Below are 18,328 nucleotides of genomic sequence, written 5' to 3'. Positions count from 1 at the left end.
GTGACAAGAGAAATCCATACCCCGGTGTATCGACGGTTTTGTTGCAATTCGTTACAAATCGCCCAGCTCATCTACCCCCCGATCGCATTGCCGAAACGCACCGTTCAGACGCGGCGCGCGATACCTCTCCCCCTGGGACAATCAATTGCAACCGACGATCTACACCCCAATCCACATCAGTCACCTCGGACAATTTACAGGGCCGCCAGGTACTGGGTGTCTGAGCTCGAACAAGATTCGACAGTCGCTGATCGAGACTATCGGTACTCGCCGACAGACCGACGAAAGAACGCGCCGACCAGCGGTCGGCGCGTTCTTCGATTTACGGTACGAAGCTTCAGGAAAAGCCCACACCAGTCACACTCTTCAGGTGCTCGCTGCTGACCCCTGGAGCCAGCTCCACAAGCTGCAGCCCGTCCGCGGTGACGTCCAGCACTGCCAGGTCGGTGATGATCCGGTTGACGACGCTCTGACCGGTAAGCGGCAGCGTGCAGGCCTCGACGATCTTGGGATTGCCGTCGCGGTCGGTGTGCTCCATCACGACGATGACGCGGCGGGCTCCATGGACCAGGTCCATCGCCCCGCCCATGCCCTTGACCATCTTGCCCGGCACCATCCAGTTGGCAAGGTCACCGGTCTTCGATACCTGCATCCCGCCGAGCACCGCGGTGTCGATGTGACCACCGCGGATCATGCCGAAGGAGAGAGCCGAGTCGAAGAACGCGGCACCTGGATTGACGGTGACGGTTTCTTTACCGGCATTGATGAGGTCGGCATCGACCTGATCATCGGTCGGATACGGTCCGGTACCAAGGATGCCGTTCTCGCTGTGGAGGACCACCTTGACGCCCTCGGGCAGGTAACTGGGGATCAGCGTCGGCAGGCCGATGCCGAGGTTGACGTACTCCCCCGGCCGCATCTCGGCGGCAGCGCGAGCGGCCATCTCGTGGCGAGTCCAACCGATACGGGTTTCCTCTGCACTGGTCACTTGGTGCCTCCTGAGACGGTCCGCTTCTCGATCCGCTTCTCCTGTGGGCCTGTGTGTACGACGCGCGCGACGAACACTCCAGGTAGGTGCACGTGCGCGGGGTCGATGTCGCCCGGCTCGACGAGGTTCTCCACCTGCGCGATGGTGATCCGGCCGGCCATGGCAGCAAGCGGGTTGAAGTTCATCGCCGTCTTGTTGAAGACGAGATTTCCTTCGGTGTCACCGTAGTCCGCATGCACGAGCGCGAAGTCAGCCGTGATCGCCTCTTCCAATACATACGTGCGGCCACCGAACACTGCCGTCGCCTTCGGTGGCGACGCCACGGCGATCGAACCGTCCGCGTTGTATCGCCACGGCAAGCCGCCCTCGGCGATCGGTGTGCCGACGCCCGCCGGCGTGTAGAACGCCGGAATGCCGGTACCGCCTGCTCGCAGCCGCTCGGCCAGCGTCCCCTGCGGCGTCAACTCCACTTCGAGCTCACCGGCGAGATACTGGCGCGCGAACTCCTTGTTCTCCCCCACGTACGACGCCGTCACCCTGGCGATCCGGTGCGCGCCGAGCAGAATGCCGAGACCGTAGTCGTCGACACCGCAGTTGTTGGAGAACACCTCGAGATCGGTGGCGTCGCCGTCGGCGATCGCTGCGATCAGTGCGTCGGGAATACCGCACAGCCCGAAGCCGCCCACTGCGAGCCTGGATCCGCTCGCGATGTCGGCAACTGCCTCAGCTGCCGTATTCACGACTTTGCTCATCCGTTAGTTCTCCTTCTGCTGAAAGATTCCGGCTCGGTGAAGAAGCTTCTCGGCGTGACGGAGAACGGGAGCGTCGACCATCTTGCCCTCGAACGCGAACACACCACGTTCAGTAGACACCGCGGCAAGCACTCGTGTGGCCCAGTCGATCTCTTTTTCCGAAGGTGCGAAGGCCCCGCGGATGACCTCGACCTGACTCGGATGGATCGCAACCTTCACGTCGAAGCCGACTGCGACGGCATCAGCGGACTCGACGCCGAGGCCGACGAGGTCCTTGATGTCGAGGTACACGGAATCGACAGCCAACCGGCCGTAGCTCTTCGCGGCCAGGAGAGACGTCGATCGGACATGCTTGGCAACGTCGCGGTACGAACCGTTCGGGTGCCTGCTCGAATTACCGCCGAGACCGGCCACAAGATCCTCGGCTCCCCACATGACACCGATGGCGTTCGCAGCAAGCGCGATGTCGGCCACGGCGAGGGCTCCTCGCGGGGACTCGACGAGCGCAACCACGTCCGCCGGTGCGAGCGAGAGGACGTCCTCGGCCGATTCGCACTTGGACAGCATGAGACGCGAATAGTGTGTGCCGTCCAGCGCGATCAGATCGAGTTCGTGATCAGGTGTACCGACCGGATTGACGCGCACGACCGTCCGCTCCGGATCGAGAGGCGTGTCGATCAGGGCTGCACGTGCGGCTTCCTTGTCGGCCGGAGCCACACCGTCTTCGAGATCGAGGATCACGACGTCGGCAACAGCCGCGGCCTTCGCATAGCGCTCGGGACGATCCGCCGGGCAGAACAACCACGCCGGCCCCGGCGGCGTCCACATCACGAGGACACCTCTGCCGGACGCAGTTGCACCAGTGTCTTGCGCGTGGCCAGTGCGACGACGTCACCGTGCTGGTTACGCCCGGTGTGCACGAGCGTCACGATGCCTTCACCTGGACGGCTCTTCGACTCGCGCTTGTCCGCGATGAGCGTCTCGGCATACAAGGTGTCGCCGTGAAAGAGCGGCTTCGGGAAGCTGATCTCGGAGAAACCGAGGTTCGCCACGATGGTGCCCTGCGTCAACTGCGCGACGGACAGGCCGACGATGGTCGACAGGGTAAACATCGAATTGACCAGCCGCACACCGAATTGAGTGTCCTCGCTGTACGCGGCATCGAGATGCAACGCCTGCGTGTTCATGGTCAAAGTCGTGAACAGGACGTTGTCAGCCTCGGTCACCGTCCGGCCTGGGCGATGCTCGTAGATCGCGCCGACCTCGAACTCCTCGAACCAGAGCCCGCGCTGAGTGATCTTCTTGGGGTTCGTCACAGCCCTGCCTCACGAGCGATGAGCATCAACTGCACCTCGGTCGTTCCCTCACCGATTTCGAGGATCTTGCTGTCACGGTAGTGGCGCGCGACGGCGTACTCGTTCATGAAGCCGTATCCGCCGTGGATCTGCGTGGCGTCACGGGCGTTGTCCATGGCAGCTTCGGAGGAAATCAGCTTGGCGATGGACGCCTGCTTCTTGAACGGCTTGCCCGACAACATGAGTGCGGCCGCGTCGTAGTACGCGGTACGTGCGACGTGGGCACGAGCCTCCATACGCGCGATCTTGAACGCGATGGCCTGGTTGTGTCCGATGGGGCGACCGAACGCCTCGCGCTCCTTGGCGTACTTGATCGACTCGTCGACGCAGCCCTGGGCGGCACCGACGCTCAATGCGGAGATGGCGATGCGGCCTTCGTCGAGGATGCGCAGGAAGTTCGCGTAGCCGCGGCCGCGCTCACCGAGCAGATTCTCTTCGGGGACACGAACATCGGCGAACGTGAGCGGATGGGTGTCGGATGCGTTCCAACCGACTTTGTTGTACGCCGGTTCGGCCGTGAAGCCGGGCGTCGTGGTCGGCACGAGGATCGTCGAGATCTCCTTCTTGCCGCCGTCCTTGACACCCGTGACCGCGGTGACCGTCACGAGCTTGGTGATGTCGGTGCCCGAGTTGGTGATGAACTGCTTGTTGCCGTTGATGATCCACTCACCGCTGTCGAACTTCGCGGTGGTCTTGGTGCCGCCGGCGTCGCTACCCGCACCGGGTTCGGTCAGGCCGAAGGCAGCCAACGACTTGCCGCTGGTGAGCTGCGGAAGCCACTCCTGCTTCTGTGCCTCGTTACCGAAACGGTAGATCGGCATGGCACCAAGGGACACACCAGCTTCGAGAGTGATCGCGACGCTCTGGTCGACCTTGCCCAGCTCTTCGAGCGCCAGGCAGAGTGCGAAGTAGTCGCCGCCCATTCCGCCGTACTCCTCGGGAAACGGCAGGCCGAACAGTCCCATGTCGGCCATCCCGGCCACTACCTCGTACGGGAAGGTGTGGTTGGCGTCGTGCTCGGCAGCAACCGGTGCCACTACGGTCTTCGCGAAATCCGCAACCGTCTTGGCGAGCTGCTGGTATTCGTCCGGAAGAGCTCCGGTGGCAAGGTAATCGGACATCAGGCGTCTTCCTTCTGCGTCGTGTTCTCGGTCTTTACTTCTGCAGTCTCTTCGTCCGTGACAGGTACCACGCGGGCCAGAACCTGATCCACCATCACCTGATCACCCTGACGGACAAGCACTTCCACGATCCCGTCGATCGGGGACGTCAAGGAGTGCTCCATCTTCATGGCCTCGACCACGACGAGTGGTTGTCCCGCGCTCACTGCCGCGCCGTTCTCGATGTTGACTGCGATGACGGCACCGGGCATGGGGCTGGCGATTTCGGCGTCACCGGCATGCTTGTCCTCACCGCGAACGCTGACTTCGGCTACCTCGCGCACGTGCCAGGTTCCGCCGCCTGCCAGCCACAGACCACCATCGGTCTCGGCGACGACAAACGTGCGTCGACGTCCGTCGATCACCACCGCCAGTTCGGATCCCGTCAGGGTCGCGCTGAATGCGCGCGGCTGTGAACCTTCGACCTCGACCTTTGCAGCCGCGGGAACGCCGACGATCGCAACGTGCGCCGTTCGGGTGCCGGCGGAGAGCCTGATGCTGGTCGGAGCGGGAGTTCCGACGCGCCACCCACTCGGGACATCCCAGGGATCAAAGCGTTCCGAGGTTGTCCACCGCGAGAGCCAGCGATACGCCGCGGCAGCAATGAGCACCTCGTCCGAGGCGTCGGCTGCGACAAAGTCTTCGACGCGACGATCGAGCAGACCGGTGTCGAGGTTGCCCGCGATCACATCCGGATCAGCGAGGAGGAACCGTGCGAATTCGATGTTGGTCACGACTCCGAGCACTGCGGTGTCACCGAGTGCGCGATCGAGCTTGCGCAGTGCGCCCGCGCGGTCGGGAGCGTGGGCGATGACCTTGCTGAGCATCGGGTCGTAGTCACTGCCGACGACGGTGCCCGCGAGCAGTCCGGAATCGACGCGCACGCCGGAACCTGACGGCTCGACCAGATCGACGACGCGGCCGCCGGTCGGCAGGAATCCACGGCCCGGATCCTCCGCGTACACACGAGCTTCGATGGCGTGCCCGGTCAGCGTGATGTCACTCTGGGAGAAGGCCAACTTCTCCCCTGCTGCCACACGGACCTGCCATTCGACCAGATCCAGTCCGGTCACCATTTCGGTAACGGGATGCTCGACCTGGAGGCGGGTGTTCATCTCCATGAAGAAGAACTCGTCCGGCTTGTCGGCGGAGACGATGAACTCCACGGTGCCGGCGCCGGTGTAATCGACGCTTCGAGCGGTGTTGCAGGCTGCCGCGCCGATCCGGTCACGGGTCACCTGATCGAGCAGCGGCGACGGAGCCTCTTCGATGACCTTCTGGTGACGCCGCTGCAGGCTGCATTCGCGCTCACCGAGGTGGACGACGTTGCCGTGCTGGTCGGCGAGAACCTGGACCTCGATGTGCCGGGGCCGCAGGACGAATCGCTCGAGGAACAGGGTGTCGTCGCCGAACGACGACGCGGCCTCACGGCGGGCACTGCGAAGAGCCTCGGCCAGATTGGCCGGATCCTCGACCAGACGCATTCCCTTGCCACCGCCGCCTGCCGAAGGCTTGACCAACACCGGGTAGCCGATGTCCTCGGCCGCTGCGATCAGTTCTTCGTCGGTCAGATTCGGGCGAGCGATACCCGGGACCACCGGCACGTCGAACGCGGCAACCGCATTCTTCGCGGTGATCTTGTCACCCATCACCTCGATGGCGTGCTCGGAGGGGCCGAGGAAGGCGATTCCGGCAGCCGCACAGGCAGCCGAGAACGCCGAGTTCTCCGACAGGAAGCCGTAACCGGGGTGAATACCCTGAGCACCGGTGGACTTGGCAGCGTCGATGACCTTGTCGATGACGAGGTAGCTTTCACGCGCCGCGGCCGGTCCGATGTTGACGGCAGTGTCGGCCTCGCGGACGTGGCGAGCATTCGCGTCGGCGTCGCTGTAGACGGCGACGCTGCGAATTCCCAACTCACGCAGCGTGCGGATCACGCGGACCGCGATCTCACCGCGGTTGGCCACGAGAACAGTATCGATAGTGCGCAACTCAGTCATTTCGCTCACATCCGGAAGACGCCGTAGGAGACCGGCTCGATCGGCGCGTTTGCGCACACCGAAAGGGCCAGGCCGAGAACAGTTCTGGTATCTGCGGGATCGATGACACCGTCATCCCACAGCCGCGCAGTGGAGTAGTACGGATTACCCTGAGCCTCGTACTGCTCGCGGATCGGCGCCTTGAAGGATTCTTCGTCCTCGGCCGACCACGGATTACCCGCGCTGTCGAGCTGCTCGCTACGAACCGTCGAGAGCACCGAAGCTGCCTGCTCGCCGCCCATGACCGAGATGCGCGCGTTCGGCCACATCCACAGGAAGCGAGGTGAATACGCGCGTCCACACATGGAGTAGTTGCCGGCGCCGTACGAGCCGCCGATGACGACTGTCAGCTTGGGGACCCGTGCACACGCGACTGCAGTGACCATCTTGGCGCCGTGCTTGGCGATGCCGCCGGCCTCGTAGTCGCGTCCCACCATGAAGCCTGCGATGTTCTGCAGGAACAGCAGCGGCACACTGCGCTTGTCGCACAGTTCGATGAAATGTGCTCCCTTCATGGCGGATTCGCCGAAGAGCACGCCGTTGTTGGCGATGATGCCGACCGGGTGGCCCTCGATGTGGGCGAAACCGGTGACGAGCGTCTTGCCGTATTCAGCCTTGAACTCCTGGAACGCGCCACCGTCAACGAGCTTGGTGATGACCTCGTGCACGTCGTATGGAGTACGGGGATCAGTCGGAACGACGTCGTACAGCTCGCTCTGATCGGCGACGGGCGGAACCGTGGAGATGACGTCCCACGGGCGCTCGGAGCGGGGGCCGAGCGTGGCAATGATGTTGCGCACGATCCGAAGTGCGTCGCGGTCGTCCTCGGCCAGGTGGTCGGTGACGCCGGAAACCTTGGAGTGCAGGTCGCCGCCGCCGAGCTCTTCCGCCGTCACGATCTCGCCGGTGGCTGCCTTCACCAGCGGCGGGCCGCCGAGGAAGATGGTGCCCTGGTTGCGGACGATTACTGCTTCGTCGCTCATCGCGGGCACGTAGGCGCCGCCCGCGGTGCACGAACCGAGAACTGCGGCGATCTGGGGAATCCCCTTGGCGCTCATGGTCGCCTGGTTGTAGAAGATCCGGCCGAAGTGCTCACGGTCCGGGAAGACCTCGTCCTGGCGCGGCAGGAAGGCGCCGCCGGAGTCGACGAGGTAGATGCAGGGAAGGTTGTTCTGCAGCGCAACTTCCTGCGCGCGCAGGTGCTTCTTCACCGTCATCGGGTAGTAGGTGCCGCCCTTGACCGTCGCGTCGTTGGCAACGATGACGCACTCGCGACCCGACACACGACCGATACCGGTGATGACGCCGGCGCCCGGGCACTCGTCGTCGTACAGGCCGTTGGCCGCCAGTGGGGACAGCTCGAGGAACGGGCTGCCCTGGTCGAGCAGCGAGTCGACGCGATCTCGCGGCAGCAACTTCCCTCTGCTCACGTGACGCTCGCGAGAGCGCTCGTTGCCACCCAGCGCTGCTTGCGCGAGTTTCTTCTTCAGTTCGTCCACCAGAACGGTGTGATCGGACCGGTAGCCCGATTCTTGCGTGATTCCACTGGGAGTCATCCCGCCGCCTTCGCCATGAGTTAATGCTCGATAACTGAAACTAGATTAACTATGATTAACTGAGTTGTCCAGAACACAAGCGAAGAAAGATCGAGAGAATGACCTCTGAGCAGGTAGCAGCTCCGACGCGACGCGATCAGATGAAGGCCGACCGTCGACGTCAACTCTTGGACGCCGCCGCCCGGTTGATCGCCGAGCGCGGATTCGTGAGTGTGCGACTCGAAGACCTCGGCGCGGCCGTCGGCATCAGCGGCCCGGCCGTGTACCGGCACTTTCCGAACAAGGACGCCGTCCTCGTGGAACTTCTCGTCGGCATCAGCACGCGCCTGCACGAAGGCGGCTCTGCGGCAGCGGAGGCAGCGGACTCACCGAGCGCCGCACTCGACGCACTGGTGGAGTTCCACCTCGACTTCGCGCTCGGCGAGCCGGACCTGATCCGCATCCAGGACCGCGACCTCGAAAGCCTGCCGGCCGACGCGCGTCGACAGGTACGCCAGACGCAGCGCAAGTACGTCGAGGTGTGGGTCGGGGTGCTCGAGCAACTCGATCCCCAACTCGATCAGGCGGACGCACGAATCAAAGCGCATGCCACCTTCGGTCTGATCAACTCGACCCCTCACAGCGCCAACCCCGCTTCGCCGGCACGCGCGCGTCGAGTCCTGCGGGATATGACGCTCGCCGCACTGCGCACCCACTGAAACCGGACACGGCACAATCGGTGGCAGACTGGTTACACCAGCTAACAGATGAGGGTGCCGAACGTGGAAGACAGCAGTGGGGTCAGCAGGGCCGATTTCGCCGAACTGCGGACCGAGTTCTCCCGCTTCATGATGTTGTACCAATTCGGAATCTCCGAACTGATGACCAAGGTGAACATCCTCAAGGACGAGTTCACTCACATCAATCAGTACAGCCCCATCGAACACGTCACGTCACGAGTCAAGTCACCGGACAGCATCCTGCGAAAGGCTCAACGCCTGAACGTCCCGCTGACGATCGACGACATCTCGAAGAACATCTTCGACATCGCTGGAGTACGTATCACCTGCAGCTTCATTTCCGACACGTACCGGATCGCCGAGATGCTCACCAGCCAGACGGACCTTCGGGTGATCGAGCGCGAGGACTACATCGCCGATCCGAAACCCAACGGCTACAAGAGCTTGCACTTGATCGTCGAGGTCCCGGTTTTCATGAGTGACCGCGTCAGGCACGTACCGATCGAACTTCAGATCCGCACGATCGCGATGGATTTCTGGGCGAGCCTCGAACACAAGATCTATTACAAGTACAACCGCGAGGTTCCCGTCGAACTCCTCGACGAACTCACCGAGGCTGCAGCCGCGGCACACCGCCTCGACGTCAAGATGGAACGACTCAACGACGAGTTCGCGAAGATCAAAGCGCTGCCCCATCCTGATGACGAAATCCTCGAGCAGGATCTGCCGGCGCAGTTCCTCGAGGCGCTGCATCTTCAGCGACGGGCGCTCTGAATTCGGTCCCCCTCCCCAGAGCGAACGCGCCTTTCGGCGCATCTGAGGCGACGAAAGTGCCGTTCGCTCACAACTGGGGTCGGACAACTAGGGCAAACCAAAAGTGCGCCCTCCCGAACTTCGGGAGGGCGCACTTCGCGAATTGCGTTGGCTTGCTATTTCTTGCCAGTGACGGCGCTATAGCCGATCGAGAGCACGGCCGCCGCGGCGATGCTGATGATCCAGCGGATCCAGTCGATTCCACCCGTGTCGCCCTTGTCCGAGATCGCTCCCCAGACCCAGTACCCGATAAGCGCTCCGGCGATACCCAGCACGACGGTCACGATCATGCCGTACTGCTGCTTACCTGGCAGTACGAGACGAGCCAGGATTCCGATGACTGCGCCGAAAATGATGGTTCCGATAATTTGCCCCATGACAGCCCCTCTCACACGTCGTGCATGCACGCGGACGGAAGATCACCGCTCAGGGAAACAATAACCACAGTCACACACAACTGTCGCTTGTTGACCGAATTGTTGTCCGAGATGCAACCTCGACGCGTTACATCCACGACATTCGCGAGTTATTTTTTCGCAATCAAGCGGACCTACCGTTCCCATCCATGCCAACTTCCGTAAAACTGCCGAACAGCGAGCTCGCGCGACTCGCCAACAAGCCGCCCTGGTACCGATCACTGTTCGTGCAATTGATCGCCGCTATCGTCATCGGTGTTCTCATCGGCTGGTTGTGGCCGGAATTCGGCGCGAACCTCAAGCCCCTCGCCGACGGATTCATCAAGCTGATCAAAATGCTGATCGCGCCGATCATCTTCTGCACCGTTGTGATCGGGATCGCCCACGTCGGGGATCTGAAGGCCGTGGGGCGTATCGGCGTCAAAGCACTCATCTACTTCGAGGTCGTGACCACCTTCGCCCTGTTGTTCGGGCTGCTCATCGGAAATCTGATGAAGCCGGGTGCGGGATTCGACATCGATCCGGAGACGCTGGCGAACGGTGCGGACGCCGTGGCCGCCAAGACCGGAAGTGGCGAACTTCCCCACACCGTCGAATTCCTGCTCAATATCATTCCGGTGTCGATAGTTTCGGCCTTCGCCGAGAACGCACTCCTCCAAGTCCTCTTCTTCGCCGTACTGTTCGGGCTCGCATTGGCCAAGGCGGGTGAGAGTGGACCACCGATCGTGTTCGAACTCGTCGATCGTCTGAGCCATCTGTTCTTCACGATCATCGGCTGGATCATGAGACTGGCGCCGTTGGGCGCTTTGGGCGCGATGGCGTACATCGTCGGTCAGTACGGGATCGCTTCGCTCGGAAGTTACGGAAAGCTGATCGCCGCATGCTATCTCGCCGCCGTCCTGTTCATCCTCATCCTGGCCGCGATAGTCAGGTACTTCGCGGGCGTGAACCTGTGGAAGTTCGTCAAGTACATCAAGGACGAACTCTTCCTCGCTTTGGGAACGGCGTCGACCGAAGTAGTTCTGCCCCGAATCATGGTCAAGCTCACCAACGCCGGATGCTCGCGCACTACAACAGGATTGGTGGTGCCTACCGGCTACTCGTTCAATCTCGACGGCGCCACGCTGTACCTGTCGATCTGCATGCTGTTTCTGGCTCAGGCACTCGGCGTGGACCTGACACTCGGTGAACAGATCACTGCCGTCCTGGTTCTGATGCTCACCTCGAAGGGAATGGCCGGCGTGCCGGGATCGTCATTCCTGGCGCTGTCGGCCACCGTGGCCGCAATCGGTCACGGCGCAATTCCAGTTGCCGCAGTCGCTCTCCTACTGGGCGCCGATCGAATCATGGATTCGATGCGGGTGTCGGTGAACCTGCTCGGGAACTGTGTCGCAACCTTCGTGGTCGCCAATTGGGAGGGGCAGCTCGACAAGGAGCGCATGCGCCGAGTGCTCGACGGAGAAGACGTTCCACCGCTCGAGGAAGTCGATCCGATCACCGGGAAAACTGTTCCGGCACCGGAGGCCGAAGCACTCAAGACAGTTTCAACGCCGTGATGCGGTCTTCACTGGAACGCAACAGCACCTTGTCCCCCGCCCACAGCTCCCGCGGCATCGCCCAGGGGGTAAACTCGTCGTCCCCGTCCTGATCCACCCGAACCTCCCAACTACGTTGGCCCGTACGGACATCCGTTCCGTAGACGTTTCCCTCGTCGATAACGACGTCGCCGTGCCAGACAACCTCCCCGGCGCGCTCGGCGTTCGATCGCCACAGGACCTCACCGGTGAAGAGGTCCACGAACTGGACCTCGGGTTCGGAACCGGAACGGGTCACGGCAACCACGTTGCCGATCACCGCCAACGACTGTGCGGTGTCGAAGACTTCACTGTTGGACCACAATTTCTCGCCCGAAGTCCGGTCGAAACCGCTGTGTCCCAGAATGATCGGAGTCGATCCTCCCGCCGGATCATCTCTGCTGTATCGTCCGCCGTAGTACGAGGACTCCGAGGGCAGTTCGTCCGTCCTGGCGAACTCGCGCCCGTACTGATCGAGCGCGTACTCACTTGTCGGACGGCCATTGCCTTCGCAACCGCCATCCGACACCAACGTCACCCCGTCGGACGATGTGTGCGCGGTCGAACAGGTGGAGTAACCGTGTACCCACCGCTGTTCGCCGGTCTTCAGGTCGAATCCCAAGGACTCGTCGAGAGCGATCACGCCCAGGTCGCCGTGAACCGACATCACCGGATCGACGTATCCGGCTTCCCACGATCCACCGACGTCGAACGCTTTGGACCAGTTCGCTTCCGGATCGTCGACGGTTCCGCTGTGCACGCGAACGTCGTTGCTCTCGATATCACCTTCGAGCGCGAGTACGGTGTCGCCCGAGACAACCGCGACGATCGGCGACCACGGTGTCTTGATGTCTCGCCGCTCTCCCGTCTCGATGTCGAACAGCGAGTACGAACCACCGGATACGTACGGCCCGGAGAAACACAGCACCGAACTGCCGAGCAGAGTCTCGGAGCAACCACCGATGTCGACCGCCGACGTGCGCCAACGAACTGTGCCATCTTCGGCGTCCAATCCGACCAATTCTGCGTCGTCCAACGAATACGCCTGACGATCCGGCATACCGATCATCGTGACCACGAGTGATCCGGCGTCGATGAATCCGCCCATGTCCATGTTGAATTCGGTTCCAACAAGTGGGCTCCGGAAGATCGCGAACTCGCGCCCGAGAATCTCGGAGGCCTCGACGCTCCATAGCGGCGACGAGATCGCTGTCGGTTCGGAACTCGTCGACGTGACCACCGTGGCGATGGCGGCAGTGACGGTGACTACGGCTGCGGCGGCCGCGATCCGAAGTCGCGATTTCGGGGAGAATCTGGTGGTCATCGAATCTCCAGGCCTTCGGTCGTCGCGAGAAACTCCAACTGCGCGAACGTCATCGGATCGTTCGGGATCGCAGCCGACGACGAAACCGAGACTTGGGTCCCATTCGGGCGGGTGACGACCACCGACCTGCTCGTTTCCTGCGTAGATTCTGCTTTCGAGCCGTCATTTGTCATGGGCACGGTCGCGTAGTTCCGTTCGTCTCGCTCGATCACGGATCCATCCGGTCGCGTCACGACCTCCAAGGGGTGCCCGTCGTAGGAAGGGTCGTATTTGTTGGGCTCCGTAGGGAGTGGTTGTCCGCCGGTAATTGTCATGTTGAGCGTCGACTCGCTGTCTCCCGTCCGGGTGAGAAGTCTCTGACATGCAGTGGACTTGTCATTCTCCGCCACCGTCATAGTGCCCGGTCCGGTATCAAGAATCGGAAAACCCGGAGATACAGCGCGCCATCTGATCTCGAGTACCGCGTTGAGACGTTCGATCGTCGCGCGATCGAGTTCAGCCACGTCGCTAGAGTCTCGAGGGATCCCGTGGCACCCGGGCGAAAGGGGTGCCGTACCCGGGGGAACTGGAGTAGTGATTCGCAGCTGTGGCATTTCGACAAGGGTTACAAGGTCGTCGAGAGTCAGTGGCACCACGCCGGAACTCTCGGCGTTCCGACCTCCGTCGTTGTTAGTGTCGTTGACATACGCCTGAATACGGGTCCCGTCGACTCCGTACAACATCGCCGACCGACCAAGGGTGCGTACACCATTGGTTTCGCTCCACGTATCCTGCAGATCCACTACCGACTGGTCAGCCAGCACCCGACGTTCGACGAGCGACCCCGCAACACACGATGGGATCGGATCAGAACTCGAGTGCAGCATCAGGCTGAGCGCGCCGATCTTCCCGTCCCGAATCAGCGTCCCGGACGCAGTGGTGGACGCCAACTCCTCGAGCGAGAAACCCTCGGGCAGCCCATCTGTGTTCGAAGGTGCAGAGATCGGCCCGAACTGCAGCGAATTACCCGGGCTGGCGAACTTCAGCTCGACATCTTTCGGGAGCGCCTGCTTGACCGCTTCCGACATCGCGGCGGCCTTGGCACTCGAGAACCACGGAAAGCGTGGATCGTCGTACGTATCAGATCCGTCGAGAATATAGGAGAAGAACGAATCCTCCTCCGGCGCTTCGACGCTTTCACAACCCGGAATCGTTGTCGGGTACACCGCGCTCGGCGTGACGTACGAGAATTCAGGCACGTCTTCCGCCGGAATCTCGTCCGGTGTGGACGTCATGGTGATCGAAGATGACGCAGCTACCGAGATGTCATCGGACGGCGAACTGCTCCACCGATCCACCAGCCCGGCAACCACTGTCCCACCGGCGATCAGGGAGACGACCGTCAGCGCGAAGGTCCACTTCTCGGCCCGCTTCAAATCGGTTTGCTCCTTCGACACGTACCCTCGCAGTCACCGTCACGGCTCGCCCCCGATGCGCGTCGCCTCTGGAATTCCTGTCGCGATCACAGCAATTTCTGTTACCAACCGGATGGTTTCCTATCGCGCGGGCTCCGTATGAACACAGAAGAACGGGGTGCCAGTTGCTGTGCAACCGGCACCCCGTTCTGACTGCCTGAGTGCTTACACCCTCACAGGCACCTGATTCGGGTCTGGATCGGAATCCGGATCCTGCTCGATCGGAATCCGTCGAATCGCTTCACCCTCGATGTCGACGTTCGGCAGGATCTTGTCGAGCCACGCCGGCAACTTCCATGCCGAATCACCGAGAATCGACATGACCGCAGGGATCACGATCATGCGGATGATGAAGGCGTCGAAGAAGACTGCAGCCGCGAGGCCGAAGCCCATCATCTTGCTTGTCGTCTCCGAGGACAGCATGAATGCGCCGAACACGGAGATCATGATGATGGCCGCCGACGCGACCACGCGAGCACCATGGGTGTAGCCGGAGATGATGGCGTCCTTGGCCGACAATCCGTGCACGTATTCCTCGCGCATTCGCGTCACGAGGAACACTTGATAGTCCATCGCCAACCCGAAGACCACACCGATCATGAAGATCGGCAGGAACGAGATGATGGGTTGTGTGTGCTCGATCAGCCCGAAGTCGCCCTCCTGGAAGATGGCCACCGTGGCGCCGAAGGTCGCACAGACGGAAAACAGGAATCCGAGAGTTGCGGTCAGCGGCACCAGGATCGAGCGGAAGACGACCATCATGATGATGAACGCCAGCCCCACAACCACGATGAGATACGGGATGAGCGCGGAACTGAGCTTCGACGACATGTCGGCTACGATCGCGGTTTGCCCCGCTACACCGAGTTCTGCGCCTTCCGATTTCACCGTCGATCCGTAATCCCGGATCTGATTCATCAGCTCGTGAGTTTCGGGGCCGCTCGGTGACATCTGCGGGGTGACCGCGATGAGCGCAGAGTTGGCGCCCGCCATCGGGTTTGCCGCGTCGGGTCCGTTTCCGACCCACATCAACTGATCCGGAGTTGCGACGTTGTCGAGGCCCTTGATGTGCGCGACAGTGCCTTCGGCAATCGCGGTGATATCGGTGCCGTCAGGCGCGTCGAGCACGACGAACAATTCGCCATTGACGCCTTCACCGAACCCACGTTGCAGCAGGGCAAGTGCCGGCCGCTCTTCGTCCTGAGTGAACGAGAGTCCGAGTTCGAGCTTCGTCATCGGAATAGCCGCGATCACCAGAAGCACCAGCGCAGCACCCGCGATCGGCCACGGGTACTTGGTGACTATCTTGGCCCAGCGATGTCCGTTGGATTCCATCGTCTCGGGCTCGTCACCGTGGCGAAGCCCGGGGATACGAGGCGAGAACGCGAATCTGCCGAAGATACCCAGGACAGCCGGGATCAACGTGATTGCGCCGAGGACGGCGATGATGACGGCAACCGCTGCAGAGATTCCCATCTGGGTGATCATCGGAACCCCGACCACCGCCAGGGCTGCCAGCGCGACCACAACCGTCAGGCCGGCGAAGACGACGGACGAACCGGCAGTACCCACTGCGCGCCCGGCAGCGGCTTCCCTCGTTCCGCCCAAATTGAGCTCACTGCGGTAACGCGAAACGATGAACAACGCGTAGTCGATCGATACTGCGATGCCGATCATCGTGACGATTCCCGTGACGCCTTCGTTGATGTCGAAGAAGCCCGAACCGAGTGTGACCGTCAAAGTGGCCAGCGCAATTCCCAGAATTGCGGTGAACAGCGGAATAAAGGCCGCAATGAGCGCGCCGAACGCCACGATCATCACGATGAACGCCACCGCGAAGCCGAGCATCTCCGACAGACCACCTGCGGCCTGTACCTGCATCATCGAACCGGTGCCTTCGACTTGCAGGCCACCGGTGCGGAATTTTGCCATCAAGTCGAGGAACGCCGTCTTGTTGGCCTGTGTCTGATCCTCGATGCGAATCGACTGATTGAGCTGGATCAGCCCGACCTTGCCGTTGTCGCCGAGAACGGCCGACGCCACCGCCGGATTTGCCTCCGCGAGGGTCACCGGATTGACGATCTTCTCGGGATCGACGATATCCGGCAACGTCTTCGCCTGCGCGATCAACTGGTCGATCTGATCGCTGTGTGCGGCAAGTCCGTCGTCTGCCGCGATGAGAATGCTGGTCGACGCCTGAGTTTGTTGCTCTGCTGCCGCTGCAAAGTTCTCGTTCATCAACTCGGTCGCACGTTGGGAATCAGTGCCCGGAAGATTGAATTCTTTGGAGAACGTCGGATTTGTGGCGCTGATTGCGCCCCCCACCACCGCGATCACGATAATCCACGCGGCCACCACAAGATACTTGTGGCGGAAAGCAAACTTCCCCAACCTGTAAAGATACGTAGCCAACGTAGGCCTCTCTCGCCGTGGACTGGTCTGTCCGAAGAACACGGAGTCTTTCGGTGCCAGGGACATACGGTACGGACCGATCGGCCTGTTGGCACCCGGTATATCTGCGAAAACGGCATATCCGACGCGCCTTCGTCCCGTTTTCAGACCGCTCGGTACCGTGGACACGACACGGGCAGGCGCCTCGCCAGAGCAGACGCCACGTAGTACGAAAGGCAATCCCATGAATCACGGCCAGGCCGTCGATCGCGATCTCCTCCTTGCCGGCCAACAGCGACTCGACGCGCTGGGCCCACGATTGACGGGCTCTCCTGCACACCACGAGGTGGTGGAAGAAGTCGCGAACGAACTGACCGAACTGGGCCTCGACGTCCGGCGTGATTCACACACTTTCGAACGCTGGGATCTGCCGGCGACACCTGACGGACTTCGCATCGAATTGCCGACGGGACCGATCAGAGTTTCGTCCGCATTCCCCTACTCCGGATTGACCGGGCCACAGGGAATCTCCGCTCCCCTGGTCTACGTCAGCGCGCGACGCCCCAAGTGGTCGGCGGCCAAGGGCGCGATCGCAGTGATCGAGGTCCCGCACATCGATCTCCCCCGCAAGCTACTGGTCAGCGAGTGGGGCCCGATCGCCACCGACGAGACACTTCGAAATCCGGTTCTCTCCGCAACACTTCTGGGCCCGAAGCTCGACAAGGCCCGCAAGGCCGGTGTCCTCGGCGTGATCGCGGTGTGGCGTGACATCGCTCCGGACAACGCACTGGGACAATATCTTCCGTTCACGCAGCCATATCACGACATCCCCGCCGTCTGGGTGGCCGGCGACGAGGGCGCGAAGGTTGTCGCTGCAGCTCGCTCCGGTCAGCTGGCGACTCTGGTACTGGATGCGACTCTGCATCCGGACACCCGGACCGACACGGTGTGGGCGGTGTCCCCCGGAACCTCACCCGAAGAGACGATTCTGCTCATCACTCACAGCGACGGAACCAACGGTGTCGAGGAGAACGGCCATCTGGGAATGTTGGCGTTGGCGCGGCACGCCGTGGCGCAGCCGCATCGACGGTCGTACGTTTTTGTCCTGACGACTGGCCACCTTCGTATTCCAGCGGTGTCCAAGCACGGACAGGCAACGTCCACCTGGCTCGAAGCGCACCCCGAGATGTGGAAGGGCGAAGCCGGTCAGGCGCGCGCCGTAGCGGGGATCGCCATCGAGCACCTCGGCGCACTGGGTGATACCGAGGACAACTCGACCGGCGGCTATGCCTTGGAGACCACTCCGGAACCGGAACTGCTCTACGCGACGAGTCGGGAAGTGCACGACATCGTTGCACCGCTGTGGCGCGACATTGGAGCGGGCGATCGCCGAATCGTGGCGCCAGGACCGGTCATTCATTTCGGTGAGGGCGAACCACTGTTCGAGCGGAAGATCCCGGCGGTCGCCTTGGTGACGGCGCCGCAGTACCTGCTCGCTCTGCGCGAAGCCGACGCCGTCACGCACGTCGACCTGGACGCGATGATCAAGCAGATCGAAAGCTTTCGGGATCTGCTCGACGCCTTCGACGCAACCGACACCGCGGCTTTCGGTCCGGTGGTCTCGCGCTCGGTGTTCGCGAAGTTCTCGGCGCTACTTCAGTTGATGCAGATTTTGTCGAAAGCCAAGAAATAGTGCTGTGCGCCTTTATTAACCGCGGGCGGTTAATAAAAGCGCCCCGCACATGGGGGGACTGGTGGGGGATGTTAACCCCCCGGGTGTTATTGAC

The 18,328-nt window shown here is 62.1% G+C and carries 15 protein-coding genes; 4 read left to right on the top strand and 11 right to left on the bottom strand.

Annotated features, from left to right (window positions below):
- Positions 1–337: 337 nt before the first annotated feature.
- The 7 genes from PCS43_RS22425 to PCS43_RS22395 are packed head-to-tail and all read right to left on the bottom strand — an operon-like array spanning position 338 to position 7,850.
- The gene (locus PCS43_RS22425) at positions 338–943 is read right to left on the bottom strand and encodes a 3-oxoacid CoA-transferase subunit B (protein ID WP_178377296.1); all 606 of its coding nucleotides are present in this window, start codon (positions 941–943) and stop codon (positions 338–340) included.
- A gap of 41 nt (positions 944–984) precedes the next feature.
- The gene (locus PCS43_RS22420; protein ID WP_042453312.1) at positions 985–1,740 is read right to left on the bottom strand and encodes a CoA transferase subunit A; all 756 of its coding nucleotides are present in this window, start codon (positions 1,738–1,740) and stop codon (positions 985–987) included.
- Positions 1,741–1,743: 3 nt separating this feature from the next.
- Positions 1,744–2,571: an HpcH/HpaI aldolase/citrate lyase family protein gene (locus tag PCS43_RS22415; RefSeq protein ID WP_042453310.1), complete on the bottom strand. Its 828-nt coding sequence runs from the start codon at positions 2,569–2,571 to the stop codon at positions 1,744–1,746.
- Positions 2,568–3,056, bottom strand: a complete 489-nt coding sequence (locus PCS43_RS22410; protein WP_003942078.1) for a MaoC family dehydratase — start codon at positions 3,054–3,056, stop codon at positions 2,568–2,570. The genes PCS43_RS22415 and PCS43_RS22410 overlap by 4 nt, the downstream gene beginning before the upstream one ends.
- On the bottom strand, positions 3,053–4,216 hold the full coding sequence (locus PCS43_RS22405; protein WP_007730190.1) for an acyl-CoA dehydrogenase family protein: 1,164 nt from the start codon (positions 4,214–4,216) through the stop codon (positions 3,053–3,055). Before PCS43_RS22405 ends, PCS43_RS22410 begins: the two co-directional genes overlap by 4 nt.
- Entirely contained in the window at positions 4,216–6,255 is a 2,040-nt protein-coding gene (locus PCS43_RS22400) for an acetyl-CoA carboxylase biotin carboxylase subunit (RefSeq protein ID WP_209908041.1), read from the bottom strand. Before PCS43_RS22400 ends, PCS43_RS22405 begins: the two co-directional genes overlap by 1 nt.
- 5 nt (positions 6,256–6,260) lie before the next feature.
- Positions 6,261–7,850: a carboxyl transferase domain-containing protein gene (locus PCS43_RS22395; RefSeq protein ID WP_019744226.1), complete on the bottom strand. Its 1,590-nt coding sequence runs from the start codon at positions 7,848–7,850 to the stop codon at positions 6,261–6,263.
- Positions 7,851–7,948: 98 nt separating this feature from the next.
- On the opposite strand from PCS43_RS22395, the gene PCS43_RS22390 reads away from it, so the two are divergent.
- Both PCS43_RS22390 and PCS43_RS22385 read left to right on the top strand, forming a co-directional pair.
- Positions 7,949–8,548 (top strand): SACE_7040 family transcriptional regulator, encoded by a 600-nt coding sequence (locus tag PCS43_RS22390; RefSeq protein WP_003941968.1) that lies wholly within the window; start codon positions 7,949–7,951, stop codon positions 8,546–8,548.
- Between the two features lie 48 nt (positions 8,549–8,596).
- Complete coding sequence (locus tag PCS43_RS22385) at positions 8,597–9,343, top strand: GTP pyrophosphokinase (RefSeq protein WP_024487832.1); 747 nt, start codon at positions 8,597–8,599, stop codon at positions 9,341–9,343.
- A gap of 155 nt (positions 9,344–9,498) precedes the next feature.
- Here the strand turns inward: PCS43_RS22385 and PCS43_RS22380 are convergent, their stop codons facing one another.
- Positions 9,499–9,759 (bottom strand): GlsB/YeaQ/YmgE family stress response membrane protein, encoded by a 261-nt coding sequence (locus tag PCS43_RS22380; protein ID WP_003942027.1) that lies wholly within the window; start codon positions 9,757–9,759, stop codon positions 9,499–9,501.
- A 188-nt stretch (positions 9,760–9,947) separates the two neighbouring features.
- Between PCS43_RS22380 and dctA the strand changes: the two genes are divergently transcribed.
- Positions 9,948–11,354 (top strand): C4-dicarboxylate transporter DctA, encoded by a 1,407-nt coding sequence (gene dctA, locus PCS43_RS22375; RefSeq protein ID WP_064443341.1) that lies wholly within the window; start codon positions 9,948–9,950, stop codon positions 11,352–11,354.
- Here dctA and PCS43_RS22370 read toward each other — a convergent pair.
- From PCS43_RS22370 to PCS43_RS22360, 3 genes are all read right to left on the bottom strand, one after another.
- Positions 11,332–12,696, bottom strand: a complete 1,365-nt coding sequence (locus PCS43_RS22370; protein WP_209908039.1) for an outer membrane protein assembly factor BamB family protein — start codon at positions 12,694–12,696, stop codon at positions 11,332–11,334. The two genes, dctA and PCS43_RS22370, sit on opposite strands and share 23 nt — an antisense overlap.
- A complete protein-coding gene (locus PCS43_RS22365) occupies positions 12,693–14,132 on the bottom strand; it encodes a hypothetical protein (protein ID WP_209908037.1) in 1,440 nt (479 codons plus the stop codon). Before PCS43_RS22365 ends, PCS43_RS22370 begins: the two co-directional genes overlap by 4 nt.
- A 183-nt stretch (positions 14,133–14,315) precedes the next feature.
- A complete protein-coding gene (locus tag PCS43_RS22360; protein WP_047268953.1) occupies positions 14,316–16,562 on the bottom strand; it encodes an MMPL family transporter in 2,247 nt (748 codons plus the stop codon).
- Between the two features lie 223 nt (positions 16,563–16,785).
- Between PCS43_RS22360 and PCS43_RS22355 the strand changes: the two genes are divergently transcribed.
- On the top strand, positions 16,786–18,234 hold the full coding sequence (locus PCS43_RS22355; protein WP_058227514.1) for a hypothetical protein: 1,449 nt from the start codon (positions 16,786–16,788) through the stop codon (positions 18,232–18,234).
- Positions 18,235–18,328: the final 94 nt, after the last annotated feature.

The sequence above is a fragment of the Rhodococcus sp. C-2 genome (assembly GCF_027854095.1).
GTDB lineage: Bacteria > Actinomycetota > Actinomycetes > Mycobacteriales > Mycobacteriaceae > Rhodococcus_F > Rhodococcus_F qingshengii.
Note: the sequence above shows the minus strand (reverse complement) of the source record. Positions and strands in the feature narration are given on the sequence as shown.